This window comes from Streptomyces sp. A5-4 (assembly GCF_051131715.1).
Classification (GTDB): Bacteria; Actinomycetota; Actinomycetes; order Streptomycetales; family Streptomycetaceae; genus Streptomyces.
Window position 1 is genome coordinate 1,795,579 of record NZ_CP178591.1, and the last position, 22,320, is coordinate 1,817,898.

23 protein-coding genes and 1 riboswitch are annotated in these 22,320 nt (G+C 70.7%); of the genes, 10 read left to right on the forward strand and 13 right to left on the reverse strand.

The window, feature by feature from the left end:
- Positions 1-186: 186 nt before the first annotated feature.
- The 3 genes from ACLLJJ_RS08265 to ACLLJJ_RS08275 form a co-directional block, all read right to left on the reverse strand.
- On the reverse strand, positions 187-552 hold the full coding sequence (locus ACLLJJ_RS08265; protein WP_434588624.1) for an Rv2175c family DNA-binding protein: 366 nt from the start codon (positions 550-552) through the stop codon (positions 187-189).
- 67 nt (positions 553-619) lie between these two features.
- Positions 620-1,804 (reverse strand): NAD(P)/FAD-dependent oxidoreductase, encoded by a 1,185-nt coding sequence (locus tag ACLLJJ_RS08270; protein ID WP_434600339.1) that lies wholly within the window; start codon positions 1,802-1,804, stop codon positions 620-622.
- Positions 1,805-1,980: 176 nt separating this feature from the next.
- Positions 1,981-2,322 (reverse strand): hypothetical protein, encoded by a 342-nt coding sequence (locus tag ACLLJJ_RS08275; protein WP_434588625.1) that lies wholly within the window; start codon positions 2,320-2,322, stop codon positions 1,981-1,983.
- Between the two features lie 50 nt (positions 2,323-2,372).
- A riboswitch (TPP riboswitch) is annotated at positions 2,373-2,485 on the forward strand.
- Here ACLLJJ_RS08275 and thiO point away from each other — a divergent pair.
- The 6 genes from thiO (at position 2,483) to ACLLJJ_RS08305 (ending at position 8,354) form a co-directional block, all read left to right on the forward strand.
- Entirely contained in the window at positions 2,483-3,703 is a 1,221-nt protein-coding gene (thiO, locus tag ACLLJJ_RS08280; RefSeq protein ID WP_434588626.1) for a glycine oxidase ThiO, read from the forward strand. It overlaps the preceding riboswitch by 3 nt.
- Positions 3,700-3,942: a sulfur carrier protein ThiS gene (thiS, locus tag ACLLJJ_RS08285; RefSeq protein ID WP_434588627.1), complete on the forward strand. Its 243-nt coding sequence runs from the start codon at positions 3,700-3,702 to the stop codon at positions 3,940-3,942. The genes thiO and thiS overlap by 4 nt, the downstream gene beginning before the upstream one ends.
- 3 nt (positions 3,943-3,945) lie before the next feature.
- Entirely contained in the window at positions 3,946-4,740 is a 795-nt protein-coding gene (locus tag ACLLJJ_RS08290; protein WP_434588628.1) for a thiazole synthase, read from the forward strand.
- A 125-nt stretch (positions 4,741-4,865) separates the two neighbouring features.
- Positions 4,866-6,812 (forward strand): Stk1 family PASTA domain-containing Ser/Thr kinase, encoded by a 1,947-nt coding sequence (gene pknB / locus ACLLJJ_RS08295; RefSeq protein WP_434588629.1) that lies wholly within the window; start codon positions 4,866-4,868, stop codon positions 6,810-6,812.
- Positions 6,813-6,869: 57 nt separating this feature from the next.
- Complete coding sequence (locus tag ACLLJJ_RS08300; protein ID WP_434588630.1) at positions 6,870-7,745, forward strand: deoxyribonuclease IV; 876 nt, start codon at positions 6,870-6,872, stop codon at positions 7,743-7,745.
- A 99-nt stretch (positions 7,746-7,844) separates the two neighbouring features.
- On the forward strand, positions 7,845-8,354 hold the full coding sequence (locus ACLLJJ_RS08305; RefSeq protein ID WP_434588631.1) for a DUF4396 domain-containing protein: 510 nt from the start codon (positions 7,845-7,847) through the stop codon (positions 8,352-8,354).
- 21 nt (positions 8,355-8,375) lie between these two features.
- Here ACLLJJ_RS08305 and ACLLJJ_RS08310 read toward each other — a convergent pair whose 3' ends face one another.
- Positions 8,376-9,008: a sulfite oxidase-like oxidoreductase gene (locus ACLLJJ_RS08310; protein ID WP_434588632.1), complete on the reverse strand. Its 633-nt coding sequence runs from the start codon at positions 9,006-9,008 to the stop codon at positions 8,376-8,378.
- A 156-nt stretch (positions 9,009-9,164) separates the two neighbouring features.
- On the opposite strand from ACLLJJ_RS08310, the gene bfr reads away from it, so the two are divergent.
- Positions 9,165-9,644: a bacterioferritin gene (gene bfr, locus ACLLJJ_RS08315; RefSeq protein WP_434588633.1), complete on the forward strand. Its 480-nt coding sequence runs from the start codon at positions 9,165-9,167 to the stop codon at positions 9,642-9,644.
- Between the two features lie 15 nt (positions 9,645-9,659).
- Here the strand turns inward: bfr and ACLLJJ_RS08320 are convergent, their stop codons facing one another.
- Both ACLLJJ_RS08320 and ACLLJJ_RS08325 read right to left on the reverse strand, forming a co-directional pair.
- On the reverse strand, positions 9,660-9,914 hold the full coding sequence (locus ACLLJJ_RS08320) for a (2Fe-2S)-binding protein (protein WP_434588634.1): 255 nt from the start codon (positions 9,912-9,914) through the stop codon (positions 9,660-9,662).
- 144 nt (positions 9,915-10,058) lie between these two features.
- The gene (locus tag ACLLJJ_RS08325) at positions 10,059-11,438 is read right to left on the reverse strand and encodes a class II 3-deoxy-7-phosphoheptulonate synthase (protein WP_434588635.1); all 1,380 of its coding nucleotides are present in this window, start codon (positions 11,436-11,438) and stop codon (positions 10,059-10,061) included.
- 229 nt (positions 11,439-11,667) lie between these two features.
- Between ACLLJJ_RS08325 and ACLLJJ_RS08330 the strand changes: the two genes are divergently transcribed.
- Positions 11,668-13,542: an anthranilate synthase family protein gene (locus ACLLJJ_RS08330; RefSeq protein ID WP_434588636.1), complete on the forward strand. Its 1,875-nt coding sequence runs from the start codon at positions 11,668-11,670 to the stop codon at positions 13,540-13,542.
- 10 nt (positions 13,543-13,552) lie between these two features.
- On the opposite strand, the gene ACLLJJ_RS08335 is transcribed toward ACLLJJ_RS08330, so the two are convergent.
- The 5 genes from ACLLJJ_RS08335 to ACLLJJ_RS08355 form a co-directional block, all read right to left on the reverse strand.
- On the reverse strand, positions 13,553-14,575 hold the full coding sequence (locus tag ACLLJJ_RS08335) for a 2-hydroxyacid dehydrogenase (protein WP_434588637.1): 1,023 nt from the start codon (positions 14,573-14,575) through the stop codon (positions 13,553-13,555).
- Positions 14,576-14,703: 128 nt separating this feature from the next.
- A complete protein-coding gene (locus tag ACLLJJ_RS08340) occupies positions 14,704-15,732 on the reverse strand; it encodes a 6-phosphofructokinase (RefSeq protein WP_434588638.1) in 1,029 nt (342 codons plus the stop codon).
- 146 nt (positions 15,733-15,878) lie between these two features.
- Positions 15,879-16,568, reverse strand: a complete 690-nt coding sequence (locus ACLLJJ_RS08345; RefSeq protein ID WP_434588639.1) for a response regulator — start codon at positions 16,566-16,568, stop codon at positions 15,879-15,881.
- A complete protein-coding gene (gene macS / locus ACLLJJ_RS08350; RefSeq protein ID WP_434588640.1) occupies positions 16,565-17,791 on the reverse strand; it encodes a MacS family sensor histidine kinase in 1,227 nt (408 codons plus the stop codon). The genes ACLLJJ_RS08345 and macS overlap by 4 nt, the downstream gene beginning before the upstream one ends.
- A 25-nt stretch (positions 17,792-17,816) precedes the next feature.
- The gene (locus ACLLJJ_RS08355) at positions 17,817-18,596 is read right to left on the reverse strand and encodes a lysophospholipid acyltransferase family protein (protein ID WP_434588641.1); all 780 of its coding nucleotides are present in this window, start codon (positions 18,594-18,596) and stop codon (positions 17,817-17,819) included.
- 272 nt (positions 18,597-18,868) lie between these two features.
- Between ACLLJJ_RS08355 and ACLLJJ_RS08360 the strand changes: the two genes are divergently transcribed.
- Both ACLLJJ_RS08360 and ACLLJJ_RS08365 read left to right on the forward strand, forming a co-directional pair.
- Positions 18,869-19,648, forward strand: a complete 780-nt coding sequence (locus ACLLJJ_RS08360) for an alpha/beta hydrolase (protein ID WP_434600340.1) — start codon at positions 18,869-18,871, stop codon at positions 19,646-19,648.
- A complete protein-coding gene (locus ACLLJJ_RS08365) occupies positions 19,641-20,330 on the forward strand; it encodes a hypothetical protein (protein ID WP_434588642.1) in 690 nt (229 codons plus the stop codon). Before ACLLJJ_RS08360 ends, ACLLJJ_RS08365 begins: the two co-directional genes overlap by 8 nt.
- A 214-nt stretch (positions 20,331-20,544) precedes the next feature.
- On the opposite strand, the gene ACLLJJ_RS08370 is transcribed toward ACLLJJ_RS08365, so the two are convergent.
- Together ACLLJJ_RS08370 and ACLLJJ_RS08375 are read right to left on the reverse strand one after the other, a co-directional pair.
- Positions 20,545-21,288 carry an endonuclease/exonuclease/phosphatase family protein gene (locus ACLLJJ_RS08370; RefSeq protein WP_434588643.1) on the reverse strand — a complete coding sequence of 248 codons (744 nt, stop codon included), beginning with the start codon at positions 21,286-21,288 and terminating at the stop codon, positions 20,545-20,547.
- Between the two features lie 83 nt (positions 21,289-21,371).
- Complete coding sequence (locus ACLLJJ_RS08375) at positions 21,372-22,313, reverse strand: ROK family glucokinase (RefSeq protein ID WP_283516246.1); 942 nt, start codon at positions 22,311-22,313, stop codon at positions 21,372-21,374.
- Positions 22,314-22,320: the final 7 nt, after the last annotated feature.

The following is a 22,320-nucleotide window of genomic DNA, read 5'->3' on the forward strand; positions in this document are numbered from 1 at the left end:
GTGCACGGGCCGCGGGAGCCGGTGCACCGCATGTGATCAGCTCGTTCTGTCGTCCGGCGTCGAGCCTCAGGCACCGGGCCTGAGGCATCGGACCCCAGGCATCGGGCCTCGGACGTCAAAGAGGCTCGGACGTCAAAGACTCGGACGTCAAAGGCTTCGGACGTCTAAGCCCCGCACGTCGGGCCGTCAGACGGCCAGCGCCTGGGCTCGGCGCTTCACCTCCGTGCCGCGATTCTCACTCAGTGCCTGCGCGGGCGTGCCCGGCAGGGACGGGTCGGCGGTGAAGAGCCATTCGAGCATCTCCTGGTCGGAGTAGCCGTCGTCCCTCAGGAGCGTCAGGGTCCCGGCGAGACCCTTGACCACCTTGTCGCCGTCGATGAACGCGGCAGGTACCTGAAGCGCCCTGTTCTCTCCACGGCGCACGGCGATCAGCTGGCCGTCCCTGACCAGTTGCCGTACGCGCGTCACCTCGACGTCGAACTTTTCGGCGATGTCGGGGAGGTGGAGCCAGGCGGGGATGAGGGCGTCGATCTTTGCGTCAATCTGGGTCACAGGACAAGCGTGCCATCTTGGACTGACAGCCGGTAGTCGAGTTTGCCCGGCACGGCCCCACGTCGGCTCAGAGTGTGGCCGACTTGAGTGGAATGGACGGGTCTGCGGCCCGCTGCGGGTCCAGCGGCGCGCCTGAGCCAATCAGCTTGCGGCCCTGGGCGAGATCCCTCGGCCGGGCCACGGTCAGCAGCGCGACCAGCGCCCCCTCCCGCAGCCAGCACACCGACCACGCCGCTCCCGACGGGTCGCCGCGCCACACCGTCGTGTCGGCGGACGCGTGATGGCCGGCGTACTGCACGAAGCGGCCGAACTGCTCGGACCAGAAGTACGGAATCGGGTCGTAGCTCTGCGGTGTCTCGCCGATGATGTTCGCCGCGACCGTCCGGGGCCCCTGGAGGGCGTTGTCCCAGTGGTGGACGAGGAGCCGTTCGCCGTAGCGCCGGGACGGGAAGGAGGCGCAGTCCCCGACGGCGTACACATCGGGCAGCGAGGTGCCCAGCCGGTCGTCCGCGACGACGGCGCCGTCCGGCCCCCGCTCGATGTCGGATTCCGCGAGCCAGGCCGTCGCGGGCCTGGCGCCGATGCCGACGACCACCGCGCCCGCAGCGATCCGCGTCCCGTCGTCCAGCACGACCTGCCCCGGCTCGATCCGCGCGACGCGCGCCCCCGTCAGGAGCCGCGCGCCGCTCTCCGCGTACCACTGGGCCATCGGGACGGCGACCTCGGCGGGCACGGTGCCCGCGAGCGGCCGGTCCGCGGCCTCGACGACGGTCACCGCACAGCCCGCCTCCCGCGCGGCCGTCGCGAACTCCGCGCCGATCCAGCCCGCCCCGACCACCACGACGTCGTGCTGCTCGTCGAGTACGGGCCGCAGCCGCGCGGCGTCGTCGAGGGTGCGCAGCAGATGGACGCCGGGAACGCCCTCACTGCCGGGCAGCATGATCGGCTCCGCTCCGGTCGCGATGACCAGGACGTCGTACGGGACGGGCCCCGACGCGGTGTCGATCTCGTGCGCCGAGGAGCGCACGCCGCGCACTTCGAGCCCCAACCTGAGCTCGATGCCGAGTGCCTCGAAGTCGATGTCGAAGGCCGAGCCGTCGGCCTTTCCGAGCAGGACCGCCTTGGACAGCGGCGGCCTGTCGTACGGCTGGTGCGGCTCGGCGCCGATCAGTGTGACGCGGCCGGTCCAGCCCTGCTCGCGGAGTGCCACGGCACTCTGCACGCCGGCCATCCCGGCCCCGACGACAACCACGTGCCGCTCTGCGCGCTTCTGCTCGTCTGCCTGCCTCTGCTCGCTCACACGATCACTGTAGGGCGGCATGTACAGGGGCCCTCAGAGCCGGGCAAGGAGACTTCTGACACAACGTCACCGACGCGGTGACACCAACCGCCTCAATACGCCGCGTCACCGGCCGCGCACCTACCGCGTCACTGAACCTGCTGCTCCACGACGCTTGTACCGCTGCCGGGCCGGGACTCCCACTCCCAGGTCTCCTCCAGCCGCACGCGCCCGTCCGCGAGGTCGACGACAGTGGACCGGCAGTGTCCGGACGCGGTGTCGCCGTCCTCCTTCAGCTGTACGTACCGGAAGTCCAGCCGGTCTCCCTCGCGTGTGCCGACGAGGTGGCCGCGCACCACGTCACCGCCCGCGTACTCGGCCCAGACCCGGCCGTTCTCCTCGTGGTACGTGAAGCGGGTCCGCGTCCCCACCTGGCCGGGGGCCTGGTCGGCGACCGGCGAGAGGACGAGTCCGTCGAGCGAGCGGGCCACGGGGGTTGCTCCCTTACTGCGCGTTGGGCCTGGCGTTAGGGTGGCCACCGTAAGGCACTCGCGGGAGCCCGGGCGGACCGGGCTGAGAGGGAGGCTGGGCGGCCTCCGACCGTACGAACCTGATCCGGGTCATGCCGGCGAAGGGAGGGGCTGGACACCCATGCACGTATCCCACGCACGATCCACCGGGACCACCACCGGGACGACAGGACCCACGGGATCCGACGTCCTGGTCATCGGGGGCGGGATCATCGGCCTGGCCACGGCCTGGCGGGCGGCGCAGCGCGGCCTGCGGACCGCGGTCGTCGATCCGCAGCCGGGCGGCGGGGCCGCACAGGTCGCGGCGGGCATGCTCGCCGCCGTCACCGAACTCCACTACGGCGAGCAGACCCTGCTCGGTCTCAACCTGGCCTCGGCCGAGCGCTATCCGGCCTTCGTCGCCGAGCTCGAAGCGGAGAGCGGGCAGGACACCGGATACCGCGCTTGCGGCACGCTGTCCGTCGCGCTGGACGCCGACGACCGCGCCCACCTGCGCGAACTGCACGCCCTGCAACGCCGGTCCGGGCTGGACTCGCAGTGGCTCACGGGGCGCGAATGCCGGCGCCTGGAGCCGATGCTCGCGCCGGGCGTGCGCGGCGGCCTGCGGGTCGACGGCGACCACCAGGTCGACCCGCGCCGGCTGGCCGCCGCGCTGGTGACGGCCTGTGAGCGGGCCGGGGTGGCCTTCCACCGCGACTGGGTGGACCGGCTCTCGGTCGTTCGGGACCGGGCCACCGGCGCCGTCCTCGCGGACGGCACGGAGCTCGCCGCCGACCAGGTGGTCCTCGCGGCGGGCAGCCTCAGCGGCCGGCTCGCGGGCGTGCCCGACGACGTGCTGCCGCCGGTCAGGCCGGTGAAGGGGCAGTTGCTGCGGCTGACCGTGCCGCGGGCGTACGCGCCGTTCCTGAGCCGGACGGTAAGGGCCTTCGTGCGCGGCAGCCACGTCTACCTGGTGCCGCGCGAGAACGGCGAGCTGGTCGTCGGCGCGACCAGTGAGGAACTCGGCTGGGACACGACGGTCACGGCGGGCGGGGTCTACGAGCTGCTGCGCGACGCGCACGAGCTGGTGCCCGGCATCACCGAGCTGCCGTTGACGGAGACCCGCGCCGGGCTGCGCCCCGGCTCCCCCGACAACGCCCCCCTGCTGGGGCCGAGCGCGCTGCCCGGGTTGCACCTGGCCACCGGGCACTACCGCAACGGGGTCCTCCTGACGCCCGTCACCGGCGATGTGATGGCGACCGTCCTGGCCACCGGGGAGCTCCCGGAAGAGGCCAGACCGTTCACCCCGCGCCGGTTCTCCCCCGTACCGCACGAGCCCGTACCGCAGGAGCAGCCCGCATGAGCGTCCCCACCGGCCCGAGCGGGCCGAACACCACAGGCCCGACCGTCTCGGTCAACGGCGAGCCCCGCGAGATCCCGGCGGGCGTCACCCTCGACGCGCTCGTCGCGACCCTCACCCGCGCGCCCTCGGGCGTCGCGGCGGCGCTCAACGAGACCGTCGTGCCGCGCGGCCAGTGGGCCGCCACCACACTCGGCGACGGCGACCGCGTCGAAGTCCTCACCGCGGTCCAGGGGGGCTGACCCATGGCCGACGATCTCCTCACCATCGCGGACTCCACCTTCTCCTCCCGGCTGATCATGGGCACCGGCGGCGCGCCCAGCCTCGACCTGCTCGAACGCTCCCTGGTCGCCTCCGGGACCGAACTGACGACCGTCGCCATGCGCCGCCTGGACCCGACCGTGCAGGGGTCGGTGCTGTCCGTGCTCAAGAGGCTCTCCATCCGTGTCCTGCCGAACACCGCCGGGTGCTTCACGGCGGGCGAGGCCGTGCTCACCGCCCGGCTGGCGCGCGAGGCGCTCGGCACGGACTGGATCAAGCTGGAGGTCGTCGCCGACGAACGGACGCTGCTGCCCGATCCGATCGAGCTGCTGGACGCCGCGGAAACCCTCGTCGACGACGGCTTCACCGTGCTGCCCTACACCAACGACGACCCGGTGCTCGCCCGCAAGCTGGAGGACGTGGGCTGCGCGGCGATCATGCCGCTCGGTTCGCCGATCGGCTCGGGTCTCGGCATCCGAAATCCGCACAATTTCCAGCTGATCACCGAGCACGCGCGCGTGCCGGTCGTTCTCGACGCGGGCGCGGGGACCGCTTCGGACGTGGCGCTGGCGATGGAGCTGGGGTGCGCGGCGGTGATGCTGGCCTCTGCGGTGACGCGGGCGCAGGAGCCGGTGCTGATGGCGGAGGCGATGCGGCACGGGGTCGAGGCGGGCCGTCTCGCGTACCGCGCGGGCCGGATCCCGCGCCGGCATTTCGCCGAGGCATCGTCCCCGACGGGCGGCCTGGCGTCCCTGGACCCGGAGCGTCCGGCGTTCTGACCGGGCGCCGGAGGCCCGCACAAACGTGCGTGGAAGGCGTGAGAGCTGTCACAGGTCGGCTTCAGTACGGTCGCGGGGCGGCCCGCGGAGTTCGGCCCGTCGGTCCTGGCTCGTAGACTCCCTGCGTGGATACGACCCTTCAGGACCCGCTCGTCGGGCACGTGCTCGACGGCCGCTACCGCGTCGATGCGCGCATCGCCGTGGGCGGCATGGCCACGGTCTACCGGGCCGTCGACACCCGCCTCGACCGGGTGCTCGCGCTGAAAGTGATGCACCCCATGCTGGCCGCCGACGTCTCCTTCGTCGAGCGGTTCATCCGTGAGGCGAAGTCCGTCGCCCGGCTCTCGCACCCCAATGTGGTCGGCGTGTTCGACCAGGGCGCCGACGGGGCGTACGTCTATCTCGCGATGGAGTACGTCGCCGGGTGCACCCTGCGCGACGTACTGCGCGAGCGCGGTGCGCTGCAGCCGCGCGCCGCCCTGGACATCCTGGAGCCGGTCCTGGCCGCGCTGGGCGCCGCGCATCGCGCCGGGTTCGTCCACCGGGACATGAAGCCGGAGAACGTGCTGATAGGGGACGACGGCCGGGTCAAGGTCGCCGACTTCGGTCTGGTTCGGGCCGTGGACACCATCACCAGCACCACCGGATCCATCCTCGGGACGGTGTCCTATCTCGCACCCGAGCAGATAGAACACGGCACGGCGGACACCCGTGTCGATGTCTACGCCTGCGGCGTGGTGCTCTACGAAATGCTGACCGGCGCCAAGCCGCACACCGGCGGCACCGCCGCCCAGGTGCTCTACCAGCACCTCCACGAGGACGTGCCCGCCCCGTCGGCCGCCGTGCCCGGCCTGGCCGTGGCACTGGACGAGTTGGTGGCGAGCGCCACCGCGCGCAACCCCGAGATCCGGCCGTACGACGCGGTCGCGCTGCTCGCGCGGGCCAGGGAGGCGCGCGCCGAGCTCGGCGACGAGCAGCTCGACGCGGTGCCGCCGCAGGCCCGTGCCGAGGCGCACGACGGCTCGCTGGACCGTACGAGCGTCATCCCGCGGGCGCTCGGAGCGGCGCGTACGCCCGTTCCCGTGCACGGCCGCCACCAGGAGCCCCTGAATCGCACCAGCAGGCTTCAGATGCAGCCGCCGGGACCGCCGCAGCCCGCGCCGTCGCGTCGTCGTGCTTTCGCGCCCCGTCGAGGTGTGCTGGCGCTGGTCGTCGCGGTCCTGCTGGTCCTCGGCGTCGGCGCCGGTGTCTGGTACATCAACTCCGGTCAGTTCACCCGGGTCCCCCCGCTGCTCACGCAGTCGGAGAAGCAGGCAGGAAAACGGCTCTCGGACGCCGGACTCGACGTGAAGAAGGTCGAGCGGAAGTTCAGCGACAGCTTCGACCGGGGCGCCGTCATGAACAGCGCCCCCAAGTCCGGCGAGCGCATCCGTACCAACGGTTCGGTGACGCTCGTCGTCTCGCGCGGCCCGGAGATCGTCAAGGTCCCCGACCTGGAACGGATGCCGCTGTCCAAGGCCAGGAGCGAGTTGCAGAAGACGGGGCTGGCCCCCGGCATCGTCAGCAGGGAGTTCAACGAGGACATCGCGCAGGGCGCCGTCATCCGCACGAAACCCGCCGCGGGCACCGGGAGGCAGCCGGACTCGGCGGTCGCCATGGTCGTCAGCAAGGGCGCCCCTCTCGACGTGCCCGACGTGACGGGCGAGAGCGTGACCGACGCCACCTCCGAGTTGAAGGAGGCCGGGTTCACCGTGAAGGTCGCGCCCGGCAGGATCTCCTCGCAGCAGGACGCGGGCTCCGTCGCCAAGCAGTCCGCGGCCGAGGGGGACCAGCTCGCCGAGGGAGACACCATCACGCTGACGGTCTCCAAGGGGCCGCGCATGATCTCCGTACCCGATGTCGTCGGTGACAACGTCGACGACGCGAAGGCCGAGTTGAAGGAAGCGGGCTTCGCGGTCGAAGTCGACCGGCCCTTCCTCTCCTTCAGCGACGAGATCGCGAGCCAGTCGGTGGACGCCGGGGGCGAGGCCCCGGAGGGCAGCACGATCACCATCAAGACCAAGGGGCTGTAGGCCGGGGCCAGGTGCCCGCGTCAGCGGGCCGCGCCCGCCCTGGCATCCTGGAGGGTGATGAGCAACGCACCTTTCCCCTCCCGTAATCCCGTCGGCGGCCACATCCCCGTGGCCGGCGGCCTCGCCACCGTCGGGCTCCCGTACGCCCGCGAGATGGGCGCCGAGGCCGTGCAGGTCTTCGTCGCCAATCCGCGCGGCTGGGCGACGCCCACCGGAAACCCGGCCCAGGACGAGCAGTTCCGCGCGGCCTGCGCCGCCGAGCGGATCCCGGTGTACGTCCATGCCCCGTATCTGATCAACTTCGGTTCGCACACCGAGGCGACCGTGGAGAAGTCGGTGGAGTCGCTGCGGCACTCGCTGCGCCGCGGCCGGGAGATCGGCGCGCTGGGTGTGGTGGTGCACACCGGATCGGCCACCGGCGGCCGGCCGCGCGCGGAGGCGCTCGCCCAGGTGCGCACGCATCTGCTGCCGCTCCTGGACGAACTGACCCACGACGACGACCCGTTCCTGCTGCTGGAGTCGACGGCCGGGCAGGGCTTCTCGCTGTGCTCGCGGACCTGGGACTTCGGCCCGTACTTCGAGGCACTCGACGCCCATCCCAAGCTGGGCGTCTGTCTCGACACGTGCCACATCTACGCCGCCGGGCACGACCTCGCGGGCCCCGGCGGGATGAAGCAGACCCTGGATCTTCTGGTGGACACGGTCGGCGACGGCCGGCTCAAGCTGATCCACGCCAACGACTCCAAGGAGACCGTCGGCGCGCACAAGGACCGCCACGAGAACATCGGCGCGGGCCATATCGGCGAGGACCCGTTCCGCGAGCTGTTCTCGCACCCGGCGACCGAGGGCGTACCGCTGACGATCGAGACGCCCGGCGGCAAGGAGGGGCACGCGGCCGATGTGGCACGGCTGAAGGAGCTGCGCGACTTCTGAGGGCGGCCGAACCGCCCCGAATCCCATTGAGGAATACCCTAGGGGGGTATAGTGTTCCTGCCCTGGGCAGGAACGTCATCCGACTTGGGGAGCTTCGCCATGCAGCACGACACTCATGCGCACCACGGTCACGACGCACCCGAGGGCCACGGCACGCACCAGGGCGGCGGCAGGGTGACCTGGTCGGCGGCCGCGCGGGCCACGCTGCACTGCCTCACCGGATGCGCCATCGGCGAGGTGCTCGGCATGGTGATCGGCACCGCCCTGGGCTGGGGCAACGTACCGACCATGATCCTGGCGATCGCCCTGGCCTTCTTCTTCGGCTACGCGCTCACCCTGCGCGGCGTCCGCAAGGCCGGCGTCGACCTCAGGACGGCGATCCGGGTCGCCCTCGCCGCCGACACCCTCTCCATCGCCGTGATGGAGCTGATCGACAACGGGGTGATCGCCTTCTGGCCGGGCGCGATGGACGCACACCTGACCGACGTGACGTTCTGGGGCGTACTGGCCTTCGCGCTCGCCGCCGCCTTCGTGATCACCGTCCCCGTCAACAAGTGGATGATCGGCCGGGGCAAGGGCCACGCGGTGGTGCACCAGTACCACCACTGAGGCAGCCGACGGCGCGTACGGCTACAGCTCGGGGCCGTCCCCCGGCTCCTCCTGATAGGAGTAGCGCTGCTCGCGCCAGGGGTCGCCCAGATTGTGATAACCGCGCTCCTCCCAGAAGCCGCGGCGGTCCGCCGTCATGTACTCGATGCCCCGGACCCACTTGGGGCCCTTCCAGGCGTACAGGTGCGGCACGACCAGTCGCAGCGGAAAGCCGTGCTCCGCGGTGAGCAGCTCACCGCCCTTGTGGGTGGCGAAGATCGCGCGGTCCGAGACGAAGTCCGCGATCCGCAGATTCGCGCTGAAGCCGTACTCGGCCCAGACCATGACATGAGTGGCGGTGGGTGCGGGGGGCGCGAGCTCGGCGAGGGTACGGGCGAGCACACCACCCCATTCGGCCCCCAGCATGCTGAACTTCGTCACGCAGTGCAGGTCGGCCTCAACCGTGGAGAACGGGAGCGCCGAGAATTCCTCGTGATTCCAGCAGTGCTTGTCGCCGTCCGCCGTGGCGCCGAAAACCCTGAACTCCCAGCGCTCCGGCTTGAACTTGGGAACGGGGCCGTAGTGGGTGACCGGCCAGCCGCGTTGCAGCCGCTGACCCGGCGGAAGCTCGGACGATCCCGACGCACGATGTTCCCGGCTTTCCGGCTGACCCATGTGCTCCATGGTGACAGACGGCGAGGGGTGGTCATGACCAGGTCTGCCCCGATTCGGTGCAAGCCATACTAAGCCTGCACTTACTGGACGGTCCGCACGCGCGGTGCGAGGATGCGCGAAACCTGCCGAGTACAACGCCTGGAAGGAGCCTCTGCAATGCAGGGCGACCCCGAGGTCATTGAATTCCTCAACGAGCAACTGACCGCCGAACTGACGGCGATCAACCAGTACTTCCTCCACGCGAAGATGCAGGAAAATTTCGGCTGGTCGAAGCTCGCCGCCTATACGCGGTCCGAGTCGATCGACGAGATGAAGCACGCCGAGCTGCTGACCGACCGGATTCTCTTCCTGGACGGACTGCCGAACTACCAGCGGCTCTTCCACGTCCGCGTGGGTCAAACCGTCACCGAGATGTTCCAGGCCGACCGTCAGGTCGAGGCCGAGGCGATCGACCGCCTGAGGCGCGGTGCGGAGGTCATGCGAGGCAAGGGCGACATCACCTCGGCGAAGATCTTCGAGGACATCCTGGCCGACGAGGAGCACCACATCGACTATCTCGACACTCAGCTGGAGCTGGTGGAGAAGCTCGGTGAAGCGCTCTACATCGCGCAGCTCATCGAGCAGCCGAGCAGCTAGCGAAGCCGGGGAGACCTAGGCGGCTTCGCTGAGCCTGACCTCGCTCAGCGCCGTCGCACTCAGAGCTTCCTCGCCCTGCTCCATCAGCTCACGGCGCGGACAGGCGCCCCTGCCGAGGAGCCCCTGGATCGTGCGGACGCACGATCCGCAGTCCGTTCCCGCCTTGCTCACCGACGCTATCTGGCGCGGCGTGCAGGCGCCGGCGGCCGCGTGATCCTCGATCTGCCGATCGGTAACGCCGAAGCACGAGCAGACGAACACGCGGAGCACCTCCTCACAGGGCCAGGGGACAGCTTCTCGGTTAGGTCAACCTAACCTTACCCGGCCGGGGCTGCCCGCAAAAGCCCCCCAAACGGCTGTGGGGCGCGGATCACATTCGATCCGCGCCCCACAGCCGTTCTGCTGCTCTGATATCTACTGATCCCGGTACATCTCGGCCACCAGGAACGCCAGGTCCAGCGACTGGCTGCGGTTGAGCCGCGGGTCGCAGGCCGTCTCGTAGCGCTGGTGCAGGTCGTCGACGAAGATCTCGTCGCCGCCGCCCACGCACTCGGTGACGTCGTCGCCGGTCAGCTCGACGTGGATGCCGCCCGGGTGCGTGCCGAGGCCCTTGTGGACCTCGAAGAAGCCCTTGACCTCGTCGAGCACGTCGTCGAAGCGCCGCGTCTTGTGGCCGGACGCGGCCTCGTAGGTGTTGCCGTGCATCGGGTCGGTGACCCACACCACCGCGGCGCCGGAGGCCGAGACCTTCTCGACCAGCTCGGGGAGCTTGTCGCGGACCTTGTCGGCGCCCATCCGGACGACGAAGGTCAGCCGGCCCGGCTCACGCTCCGGGTCGAGCTTCTCGATGTACTGCAGCGCCTCGTCGACGGTGGTCGTCGGGCCGAGCTTCACGCCGATCGGGTTGCGGATCTGCGAGGCGAACTCGATGTGCGCGCCGTCGAGCTGACGGGTGCGCTCACCGACCCACACCATGTGGGCCGACACGTCGTACAGGTGGCCGGTGCGGGAGTCGACGCGGGTCAGCGCGGACTCGTAGTCCATCAGCAGCGCCTCGTGCGAGGAGTAGAACTCCACCGTCTTGAACTCGGCCGGGTCGGTGCCCGCGGCCTTCATGAAGTTCAGCGCGTTGTCGATCTCGCGGGCCAGCTGCTCGTAACGCTGCCCGGACGGGGAGGACTTCACGAAGTCCTGGTTCCAGGCGTGCACCTGGCGCAGGTCGGCGTAACCGCCGGTGGTGAAGGCGCGCACCAGGTTCAGCGTGGACGCGGACGCGTGGTACATCCGCTTCAGCCGGTCCGGGTCCGGGATCCGGGACGCCTCGGTGAACTCGAAGCCGTTCACGGAGTCGCCGCGGTACGTCGGCAGGGTCACACCGTCGCGGGTCTCGGTCGGCTTGGAGCGCGGCTTGGAGTACTGACCGGCGATCCGGCCCACCTTCACGACGGGCACCGACGCGGCGTACGTCAGCACCGCGCCCATCTGGAGGAGGGTCTTGAGCTTGTTGCGGATGTGGTCGGCGGACACCGCGTCGAAGGCCTCGGCGCAGTCACCACCCTGCAGCAGGAACGCTTCGCCCTTGGCGACGGCTCCGAGCCGGGCACGCAACTGGTCGCACTCGCCCGCGAAGACGAGCGGCGGATACGACTCCAGCTCCGCGATCACATCGCGCAGGGCCTCGGCATCCGGGTACTCGGGCTGCTGCGCCGCGGGAAGGTCTCGCCAGGTCGCCTTGGCGGCGACGCCTTGGGATTCAGCTTTCACGATCACTCCACCAGAGTACGGGGTCGTCATTGCCTCGTCGGCACCCGACCGCCCACTGAGACAGCGGCTGAGACAGCGCTTCGTACGCCGGACCTTGCGCTACGATCCACCTCATGTTCGCGCACTTGAACCACACCTGGTGGTGGACCGCTCAGCCGGCGGCCCACTGATTGCGCGTACCCAGACAACGCGAAGGCCGCCCCGGAGGGCGGCCTTTTTGTTTCGGGCCGTTCCTCCTCTCCGGAAGGAACGCATCCCCATGCTCATCGACAGGCTGCTCGGCGACGACTGTCCGCCCTTCGCGCTGCTGCGCAGGCGCACACCCGGGCGCGACCACGACACCGTCGAGGTCCTGATCGGCTCCGTGCGTGAGGTCGAGCACCTCGCCGACATCCCGGCCGAAGGCCCGCCCGCCCTGGCCCTGGTGCCGTTCCGGCAGATCAGGGAGCGCGGCTTCGACGTGCGCGACGACGGCACGCCGCTGAGCGTGCTGGTCGCCGACGAGACGTACGAGCTGCCGCTCGACGAGGCACTCGCCCAGCTGCCGACGCACGGCGTACGGGTCGAGAGCGGCGCCTTCGACGTGGCCGACGAGGAGTACGCGGGGATCGTCCGGCGGGTCATCGAGGACGAGATCGGGCAGGGCGAGGGCGCGAACTTCGTCATCCGCCGGACGTACACCGGCGAGATCCCCGGCTTCTGCCGGGCCGACGCACTGGCCCTGTTCCGGCGGCTGCTCGCCGGGGAGCGCGGCGCGTACTGGACGTTCGTGGTGCACACCGGGGAGCGCACCCTGGTCGGCGCCAGCCCCGAGGTGCATGTGCGGATGTCCGGCGGGACGGTGGTGATGAACCCGATCAGCGGGACCTACCGCTACCCGGCGGGCGAGCCGGACGTGGCGGGGCTCCTCGACTTCCTGGGCAACCGCAAGGAGACCGAGGAGCTCTCCATGGTCGTCGACGAAGAGCTCAAGATGATGTGCACCGTCGGCGACATGGGCGGCGTCGTCGTCGGGCCCCGGCTCAAGGAGATGTCGCACCTCGCGCACACCGAGTACGAGCTGCGGGGCCGCTCCTCGCTGGATGTGCGCGAGGTCCTGCGGGAGACCATGTTCGCGGCGACGGTCACCGGCTCGCCCGTGCAGAACGCGTGCCGCGTCATCGAACGGCACGAGGTCGGCGGACGCGGCTACTACGCGGGAGCGCTGGCACTGATCGGGCGCGACGAGAGCGGGACGCAGACCCTGGACTCGCCGATCCTGATCCGTACGGCGGACATCTCGCCGCAGGGCCGCTTGCGGGTGCCTGTCGGGGCGACGCTCGTGCGCCACTCGGACCCGGCGAGCGAGGTCGCCGAGACACACGCGAAGGCGGCGGGGGTACTGGCCGCACTGGGGGTGCGCGAGGGACGGCCACAGGTCACCGGTGTGCGGCCCCGGCTCGCGGACGACCCACGGGTGCAGGCCGCGCTGGAGGCCCGCCGCGCCGATCTCGCCCCCTTCTGGCTGCGCATGCAGACCCTGCCGTCCACCCTGTCCGGGCACGCCCTGGTGGTGGACGCCGAGGACACCTTCACCGCGATGCTGGCGCACCTGCTGCGGGCCACGGGGCTCGATGTGACGGTACGCCGCTACGACGAGCCGGGGCTGCGCGAGACGGCCCTCGGCCATGTGGGCCCGGTGGTGCTGGGCCCCGGTCCCGGCAACCCGGCGGACACGACCGACCCTCGCATGCTGGCGCTGCGGGCGCTGACGGCGGAACTGCTGGGCTCGCACACGCACGGGCTGCTCGGGGTCTGCCTGGGCCACGAGCTGATCGCGGCGGAGCTGGGGCTCGGGATCGTGCGCAAGGACGCGCCGTACCAGGGGGCGCAGGAGCGCATCGACCTCTTCGGGCGTCCGGAGACGGTCGGCTACTACAACAGCTTCGCCGCGCACTGCGGTGACGCGGCGGCCGAGGAGCTGGCCGCCCACGGGGTCGAGGTCAGCCGTGACGCGGCGACGGGCGAGCTGCACGCGTTGCGGGGGGCGGGCTTCGCCTCGGTCCAGTTCCATCCGGAGTCGGTGCTGACGCTGCGCGGGGCGGCGATCGTGAGCGAATTGCTGGCCGGGCTGACGACCTCGGTGGTGCCGTAACCTCCGGCCCTCACACGGCTCCGGGCGCGCCCGCCGGGACCAGCACATTGTCGCTGCGGCGACCTGCCAGATAGTCCTCGACGTTCTGGACGGTCGCCGCGACGATCTCACCGACCGCATCCACCGTGTAGTACGCCTGGTGCGAGGTGACCAGCACATTCGGGAAGGTCATCAGCCGCGCCAACGTGTCGTCCTCGACCGCCACCAGCGACTTGTCCAGAAAGAAGAGCCCCGCCTCGGCCTCGTACACATCCAGGCCCACCCCCGCGAAACGCCCCAGCCTCAATTCGTCGACCAGCGCGTCGGTGTCCACGAGCCCACCGCGGCTGGAGTTCACCAGGATCGCGTCGTCCTTCATCGACCGCAGCGCGTCCGCGTCGATGAGGTGGTGGGTGGCCGGCATCAGTGGAACGTGCAGGCTGATCACGTCGGACACGGCGAACAGTTCGCCGCGCTCGACGTACTTCATGCCCAGCTCGACGCAGACGGGGTTGCGCGCGATGTCCCAGCCCAGCAGGTTCATGCCGAAGCCGTGGGCGATCCGGGTGAACGCCTCGCCGATCTTGCCAGTGCCGACGACGCCCACCGTGCGCCCGCGCATGTCGCGCCCCAGCAGCCCGTCGAGGCGGAAGTCGAAGTCGCGGGTACGGCCCGCGGCGCGGACGATGCGGCGGTTGACGGCCATCGCGAGGGTCCAGGCGAATTCGGCGACCGAGTACGGGGAGTAGTACGAGACGCGGGCGACGGTCATCCCGAGTTCCCGGGCGACGTCGAGGTCGATGTTGTTGAACCCGGTGGAGCGCTGGGCGATCATCTTCGTTCCACCGGCCGCCAGGGTGCGAAGAACGCCCGCGCCCAGGTCGGCGTTGACGCTGGAGCTGATGATCTCGTACCCGGCGGCGATGGGCGCGGTGTCCTCGGTAAGGAACACATCGAGCGTGCGGCAGCCGACCTCAAGGGCGTGGTGTCCCGCGAAGGCCCTCTCGATCAGGGGCTTTTCATCGGCCTGCACGCCGAATGCCAGAATTTCCACGACTTTTCCCCCAAGGGGCCGAGGACAGCCAAAAGCTAGCCATGGGAAGGATAGTGCGAATATACGGCCCCCAGCTCGGCCCCGCCCGGGAGAGCCCGCCGGGGCCGCCCGGGAATCCGGCCGGAGGATCAGCCGAAGAAGACCCCCACCTCGGCGTAGAGCTTCGGGTCGACCGTCTTGAGCTTCGCGGTCGCCTCGCCGATCGGCACCCGCACGATGTCCGTCCCCTGGAGGGCGACCATCTTGCCGAAGTCGCCGTCGCGCACCGCGTCGATCGCGTGCAGCCCGAAGCGGGTGGCCAGCCAGCGGTCGAAGGCACTCGGTGTGCCGCCGCGCTGGACGTGCCCCAGGACGGTGGTCCTGGCCTCCTTGCCGGTGCGCTTCTCGATCTCCTTGGCCAGCCACTCCCCCACGCCCGACAGCCGTACGTGCCCGAAGGAGTCCATCGTGCCGTCCTTGAGGACCAGCTCGCCGTCCTTGGGCATCGCGCCCTCCGCGACGACGACGATCGGGGCGTACGACGCCCTGAAGCGGGAGGTGATCCAGCCACAGACCTGGTCGACATCGAAGCGCTGCTCGGGGATGAGGATGACGTTCGCCCCGCCCGCGAGCCCGGAGTGCAGGGCTATCCAGCCCGCGTGCCGGCCCATGACCTCGACGACGAGGACGCGCATGTGCGATTCGGCGGTGGTGTGGAGGCGATCGATCGCCTCCGTCGCGATACCGACCGCGGTGTCGAAGCCGAAGGTGTAGTCGGTGGCGGACAGGTCGTTGTCGATGGTCTTGGGGACGCCGACGCAGGGCACGCCGTGCTCGTCGGACAGCCGCGCTGCGACACCGAGCGTGTCCTCGCCGCCTATCACGATCAGCGAGTCGACCTCGTGCTCGGCCAGGGTCTCCTTGACGCGGCGGATGCCGTCCACGGCCTGGAGGGGGTTGGTGCGCGAGGAGCCCAGGATGGTGCCGCCGCGCGGCAGGATGCCGCGGACCTCCGGGATCCCGAGCCGCACGGTGTCGCCTTCGAGGGGGCCGCGCCAGCCGTCCCGGAAGCCGATGAAGTCGTAGCCGTACTCCTGCACGCCCTTGCGGACGACTGCGCGGATGACCGCATTGAGCCCAGGGCAGTCGCCGCCCCCGGTCAGTACTCCTACCCGCATGGAATTGTCCCTTCGCCACAGCCGGCTGTGAACCGCCACGCTAGTGGTGATCCAGGTCACAGCGACATGGGGCGAAAGGTCAATTCCCCTGTACAAAACAGGCGTTGCTCATCGAGTCCTGCCCCGGGTCGCCCCGGGCGCCGCTGTCAGGCGTCGTCGAGGCCGCGTTCGATCGCGTACCGCACGAGCTCCACACGGTTGTGCAGCTGGAGCTTGCCGAGGGTGTTCTGCACGTGGTTCTGGACGGTGCGGTGGGAGATCACCAGCCGCTCGGCGATCTGCTTGTACGAGAGCCCCTTGGCGACCAGCCGCAGCACCTCGGTCTCGCGCTCGGTGAGCTGCGGGGCCTTGGGTTCGTTGGACGCGGCGGGGGACGGGTCGGAGGCGAGGCGGCGGTACTCGCCGAGGACGAGCCCGGCCAGGCCGGGGGTGAAGACCGGGTCGCCCGCGGCCGTGCGGCGCACCGCGTCGATCAGCTCCTCGGGGCCGGCCGACTTCAGCAGGTATCCCGTCGCGCCGGACTTCACCGCTTCCAGTACGTCGGCGTGCTCGCCGCTCGCCGACAGGACCAGGACACGCAGGCCCGGGTCGGTGCCGACCAGCTCCTTGCAGACCTGCACGCCGGGCATCCCCGGCAGATTGAGGTCCAGGACCAGGACCTGGGGCATGACGGCCCGCGCCCGACGTACCGCCTGCGGGCCGTCGCCCGCCGTGGCGACCACGTCGAAGCCCGCGGCGGCCAGGTCGCGGGCGACCGCGTCCCGCCACATCGGGTGATCGTCGACCACCATCACCCGGATCGTCGTGTGCTCGCTCTGGTCGCTCTGGTCGCTCATCGCGCCGGTCCTGCCTTCCCCCGTGGAACTTTCAGTTCAACTTCCGTGCCCTGCCCCGGCACCGAGATCAGCTCGGCGGTGCCGCCGATGTCGCGCAGCCGCCCGCGGATCGACTGGGCGACCCCGAGCCGCCCCTCCCCCTCGGCCTGCGCGAGCCTGCCCTCCGGGATACCCGGCCCGTCGTCCCGCACCGTCACGATCACTTCCTGCGGCCAGTCCTCGACCAGGATCCAGGCCTGGGCGCCCTCGCCGGCATGCCTGCTCACATTGTCCAGTGCGGCACTGACAGCCCCGGCGAGCTCCCTGGCCGCCGCCGGTTCCAGCAGTACAGGGGCGCCGGGCTCGGCGAAGCTCACCCTCGCCCCGGCGTGCGCGGCGAGCAACGAGCGCAGATCGCACGGCCCCCCGCTGTCGGAGCCGTACTCGTCGTCGACCTCGACCGCCCGGACCACCGCGCCCTGCGCCGCGTCCTCCGACACCCGGGTGGCGGGCACCAGGCCGCTGGACACCAGGGTGCGCAGCGCCACTTCCTGCTCGCCCGCCATCCGGCCCAGCTCGGCCGCCTCACCGCCCAGCGCGTTGCCCCGGCGCTGCACCATGGCGAGCACCTGGAGCACGCTGTCGTGGATGTCGCGGGCCAGCCGCTCCCGCTCGCGGGTGGCGGCCTCGATCTCCAGGGCGCGCGCGAGGGTGCGCTCGGAGGCGCGGGCGACCTCGACGACGTAACCGATCGCGATGGAGGCGACCCACACGAGCAGGACGTTGTGGAAGGTGTCGCGGCTGGGGTGGCCGCGCTCGATGATGTTGGCGACGGCGACGAAGCTGGAGGCGAAGGCCGCCCAGCGCCAGCCGCCCTTGATCGCGAAGGCCAGGACGGCGCCCGCGGTCCATATCGTCGGCAGGGTGGGGCCGTCGACCTGCTGGGCCTGCGCGTCGGCGAGCGGCGTGAGCAGGATGCCGGTGAGGGCGACGGTGAGGTCGGCGCCGAGGAAGCGCTTGGTGCAGCTCGCCGCGTTCGCCACCTTGGGGAGCGTGACGAAGGTCCAGACGGCCATCACCGCGAGGAAGGCGACCGCCACCCAGGGACGCTCGAACTTCTGCCGGGTGAACACGAACAGGAGTACCGCGTAGAGCATCGTCAGGACGCGGTACGCCGTCAGCGCACGCCACAGCGGCTGCTCGACCGACATACGCACGACCCGCTCGCGCTGAGCCTTGGCCATCATCCCCACCCCCGGACCGACGCGGTTACGCGCCGGGCCGCTCCGCCTGCTCGGCGAGTTCCGCCTTTTCTGCCTTCTCCGCCTTTTCCAGCGCCGCCCTTTCGGCCTTGGCCGCCTTCTCCGCGTCCGCGATCTGCCGCTTGGCGGCGGTCGCGTACACGTCGACGTACTCCTGGCCGGACAGCTTCATGATTTCGTACATGACCTCATCGGTCACCGACCGGAGGATGAACCGGTCGCCCTCCATGCCGTGATAGCGGCTGAAGTCCAGCGGCTTGCCGATCCTGATGCCCGGACGCATCAGCTTGGGCACGACCTTGCCGGGCGGCTGGATCTTCTCGGTGTCGATCATCGCGATCGGGATCACCGGCGCGCCGGTGGCCAGCGCCACCCGGGCGAGGCCTCCCGGCTTGCCGCGGTAGAGCCGGCCGTCCGGGGAGCGGGTGCCCTCCGGGTAGATGCCGAAGAGCCCGCCGCCCTTGATGACCTCGATGCCGGCGTTGATCGCCGCCTCACCGGCGCCGCGACCGCCCGAGCGGTCCACGGGCAGCTGGCCGACGCCCTTGAAGAAGGCCGCCGTCAGCTTCCCCTTCACGCCGGGCGAGGTGAAGTACTCCGCCTTGGCGATGAAGGTGACCTTGCGGTCGAGGACCGCGGGCAGGAAGAAGGAGTCCGAGAAGGACAGATGGTTGCTCGCGAGGATCGCCGGCCCCTCGTCGGGGATGTTTTCGAGGCCCTCCACCCAGGGCCTGAACGCAAGCTTCAGCGACCCTCCGATGGAGAACTTCATTGCGCCGTAGATCAACTCGACTGCCTTCCTTTGTCTGTCGCACCGACCATAACCCGCGCCGGGCCTGCACTCTCTCCCAGAAGGCGGCCACCGGGCAGCGCACAAGACGGCCGACGCACCTGGTCGGTGTCGGTCCGGTCGCGTACGGTGAACTACATCTTCGACACCCCCTCGCCATCCCGGCTTCCTGAAGCCTTATGACGGCCCATGGGATGTATGAGGCTTTGCGTACGAGGCCTTGTGAAGGCTGACGAAGTCCTATGAAGACCTACGAACAGGAGACCCCGGTGCCGGTCCTTCCTGGAGCCGAGCCGTTCCGCCACGAGGGCGGAGAGGTCGGCGTCCTCCTCTGTCACGGTTTCACCGGTTCCCCGCAGTCGATGCGTCCCTGGGCCGATCATCTGGCCGAGCGCGGGCTGACCGTCTCACTGCCGCTGCTGCCCGGCCACGGCACCCGCTGGGAGGACATGCAGGTCACAGGCTGGCAGGACTGGTACGCGGAGGTCGACCGCGAGCTGCGCGTGCTCCTGGAGCGATGCTCGCAGGTCTTCGTCTTCGGCCTTTCGATGGGCGGGGCGCTGGCGCTGCGGCTGGCCGCCAGGCACGGGCACGACGTCGCGGGTGTCGCGGTCGTCAACCCGGCCAACAAGGTGCACGGCCTGTCGGCGTACGCGCTGCCGGTCGCCCGCCACCTGGTCCGCACGACCAAGGGGCTGCGCAGCGACATCGCCAAGGCAGGCTCGGAGGAGGTCGGCTACGACCGTGTCCCGCTGCACGCCGCGCACTCCGTGCGGAAATTCTTCCAGCTCGTCGACACCGAGCTGCCCCAGGTGACCCAGCCGCTGCTGCTGCTGCGCAGCCCGCAGGACCATGTGGTGCCGCCCGCCGACTCGGCCCGCATCCTCAGCCGGGTCTCCTCCACGGATGTCACCGAGGTAGTGCTGGAACAGAGCTACCACGTCGCGACGTTGGACCATGACGCGGAGCGGATTTTCGACGAGAGCCATGCGTTCATCGGCCGCCTCGCTCCAAGTGTCGGGAAGAAGGGGAGCAGCACCGGTGGCTGAGCACGACGCGGAGCCCGCGGGCCGCGAGGAGGAACGGGAGCCGGAGGAGACGGCGCCGGCCGCTGCCGATGCCGCTGCCGCCGACCCTGCCGCGAAGCCCTTTGACGAGGACTCCGTCTGGGCGGCGATCGTCGCCGGGTACGGGGACGAGCCGCCGGACCCGCCGGGCGCGAAGCCGTTCAAGTCGATCGAGGATCTGGCGCTGCTGGAGGGTGAGCGCAACAGCAGCGCCACGGACGGCGGCGCGGGCCGGACCGGCCCGTCCGACCAGTCCGAGAAGTCGCTGAAGAAGGACCGGGAGCCCGATGCCGAGCAGGACCCGGAGCCGGGCAAGCCGCTCGGCAGCTCCGTGGTCTTCGCCCCCGGCGTCGGCAGCCCGCGCGACTACTCGGTGGCGGAGCCCGCCGACGACGGCCCGGGCGCGAGCGACGAGGGGCACTTCGTCCCGCCGGAGCCGCCGCCGCTGCCGTCCGCGGACACCACGGCCAGGTTCGCCTGGCTCGCGGTCATCGGTGGGCCGCTGCTGCTGCTCGTGGCGGTGCTGCTCCAGTGGGACATGACGTGGTGGCTCACGCTGGCCGGGGTCGGCGGGTTCCTGGGCGGCTTCGGCACGCTGGTGGGGCGGATGGCCCACGAGGACGAAGAGGGCGAGGACGACCCGGGGCGCGGAGCCGTGGTCTAGCCCGGAGCGGCGCTCTTCACCGCCCGCCTCTGCCCAGGCCGGGAAGCGACCCCCGGCCCCCGGGACGCACTGCGGACGTGTCCCCGAACGCCGGGTGGGCTGGATGTCGCCGCTCACGGCGATCTTCCAGCCGTCCGGCGTTCGGGGACCGGGGTCTGGGGCGGAGCCCCGGTTACGGGAAGGGGCGGGTAGGGGAAAGCGATGCGGGCACCGCCTACCCCGCCGGCACCCGCATCGCCGCCAGTACCGGCAAGTGGTCCGTCGCCGCCCTCAGGTCCGTGTCCGGCAGGTACAACGGGACGCCACAGCCCAGGACTTCGACACCCCGCGTCGCGAAGAGCGCGTCGATGCGCTGGTGGGGGCGGTCGGGCGTCGAGGTGTACTCGCCGCCCCACGGAGCCGTCGCCCAGCAGTCCTGAAGCCCCGCCGCCAGACGTCCGAACGCCCGGCCGTCCGGACGGTCGTTGAGGTCGCCGCCCGCGATCGCGTGCGGCACGCCCATCGCCGCGAGCCGGTCCAGCAGCATCCCCGCCTGCACGTAGCGCTCCTTGCTCTGCAGGCTGAGGTGACAGCTCAGCACCCCGAGTCTCACGCCCCCGATCCGCACCACCGCCGTCGCGAAGCCGCGCTGATGCAGCCCCGGCGTACGCGGCAGCAGTACGTCCTCGGTCCGCTCCACCGTCGCGCGCAGCGAGCAGAGCAGGAGCGGCCCGGACGCGGTGGCACCGCCGCTCAGCACCACGAGTTCACTCTTCGCCGCGAGCCGCGCCGCGTGCTTGCGCCAGCGGAAGAAGCGGGGTGCCTCCTGCACGAGCACCAGGTCGGGTTCGCACGCGCGGACCACCCGGGCCAGCGCGTCCTCGTCGTCGCGCATCGAGCGGATGTTGTAGCTGAGGACACGGATCACGGCCGAACCATCGGCCTCCGTACGGGATTCGGGCAGCATGCCAGTCGCCATGCTGATCAACATAGGGCAGCGCCCGCCGTGGCCCCAGAGGGCACGGCGGGCGCTGCCCTGCGTACTGGTGTGAAGCCCGGAGCTCAGCCCTGGCGGGCCAGGTCGGCGGCGCCGACCATTCCCGCCTTGCCACCCAGCTGGGCGGCGAGCACCTGGGCGTGCGGTCGCCACTGGCCGCCGATGAGCCAGCGCCGGAACGACTTGCGGATCGGGTCGAGGACCAGCTCGCCCTCGTCCGAGACGCCGCCGCCGACGATGAACGCCGACGGGTCGAAGAGCGAGGCCAGGTCGGCCAGGCCCGCTCCGGCCCAACGGGCCAGCTCGCGGAAGGAGTCGACGGCCACCGGGTCGCCCTGCCGGGCGGCCCCGCTGATGTGCTTGCCCTCGATGCCTTCGACCGTGCCGTCGCCCAGGGCGAGGAGGATCTCGGCGTTCTCCGGGGTGGCGTTGGCGCGCTGCTTCGCGTACCGGACGAGGGCGCGCCCGGAGGCGTACTGCTCCCAGCAACCCTGGCTTCCGCAGCCGCACAGCAGGCCGTCGGGGACGACCCGGATGTGCCCGAACTCGGCAGCCACACCGAAGCGTCCGCGGCGCAGCTTGTTGCCGATGATGATGCCGCCGCCGAGGCCGGTGCCCAGCGTGATGCAGATGACGTCCTCGTGGCCCTGGCCGGCACCGAACTTGTACTCGCCCCAGGCCGCCGCGTTCGCGTCGTTCTCGACGACGACCGGCAGGCCGACACGCTGCTCGACCTTGTCCTTCAGCGGCTCATGGCGCCAGTTGATGTTCGGCGCGAAGAGGACGGTGGCACGCTTGTCGTCGACGTAGCCGGCGGCGCCGATGCCGACCGCCTCGATCTGCTGGCCCTTTCCGGCCGCGGACACGGCCGAGCAGATCGCGTCGACGATGCCTTCGGCGGTCGGCGGCGTCGGCACCTTGTGTGTTTCGAGAATGGTGCCCTCTTCGTCGACCACGCCTGCCGCGATCTTCGTGCCGCCGATGTCGACGCCGATGGTGAGTCCCATTTTTCCC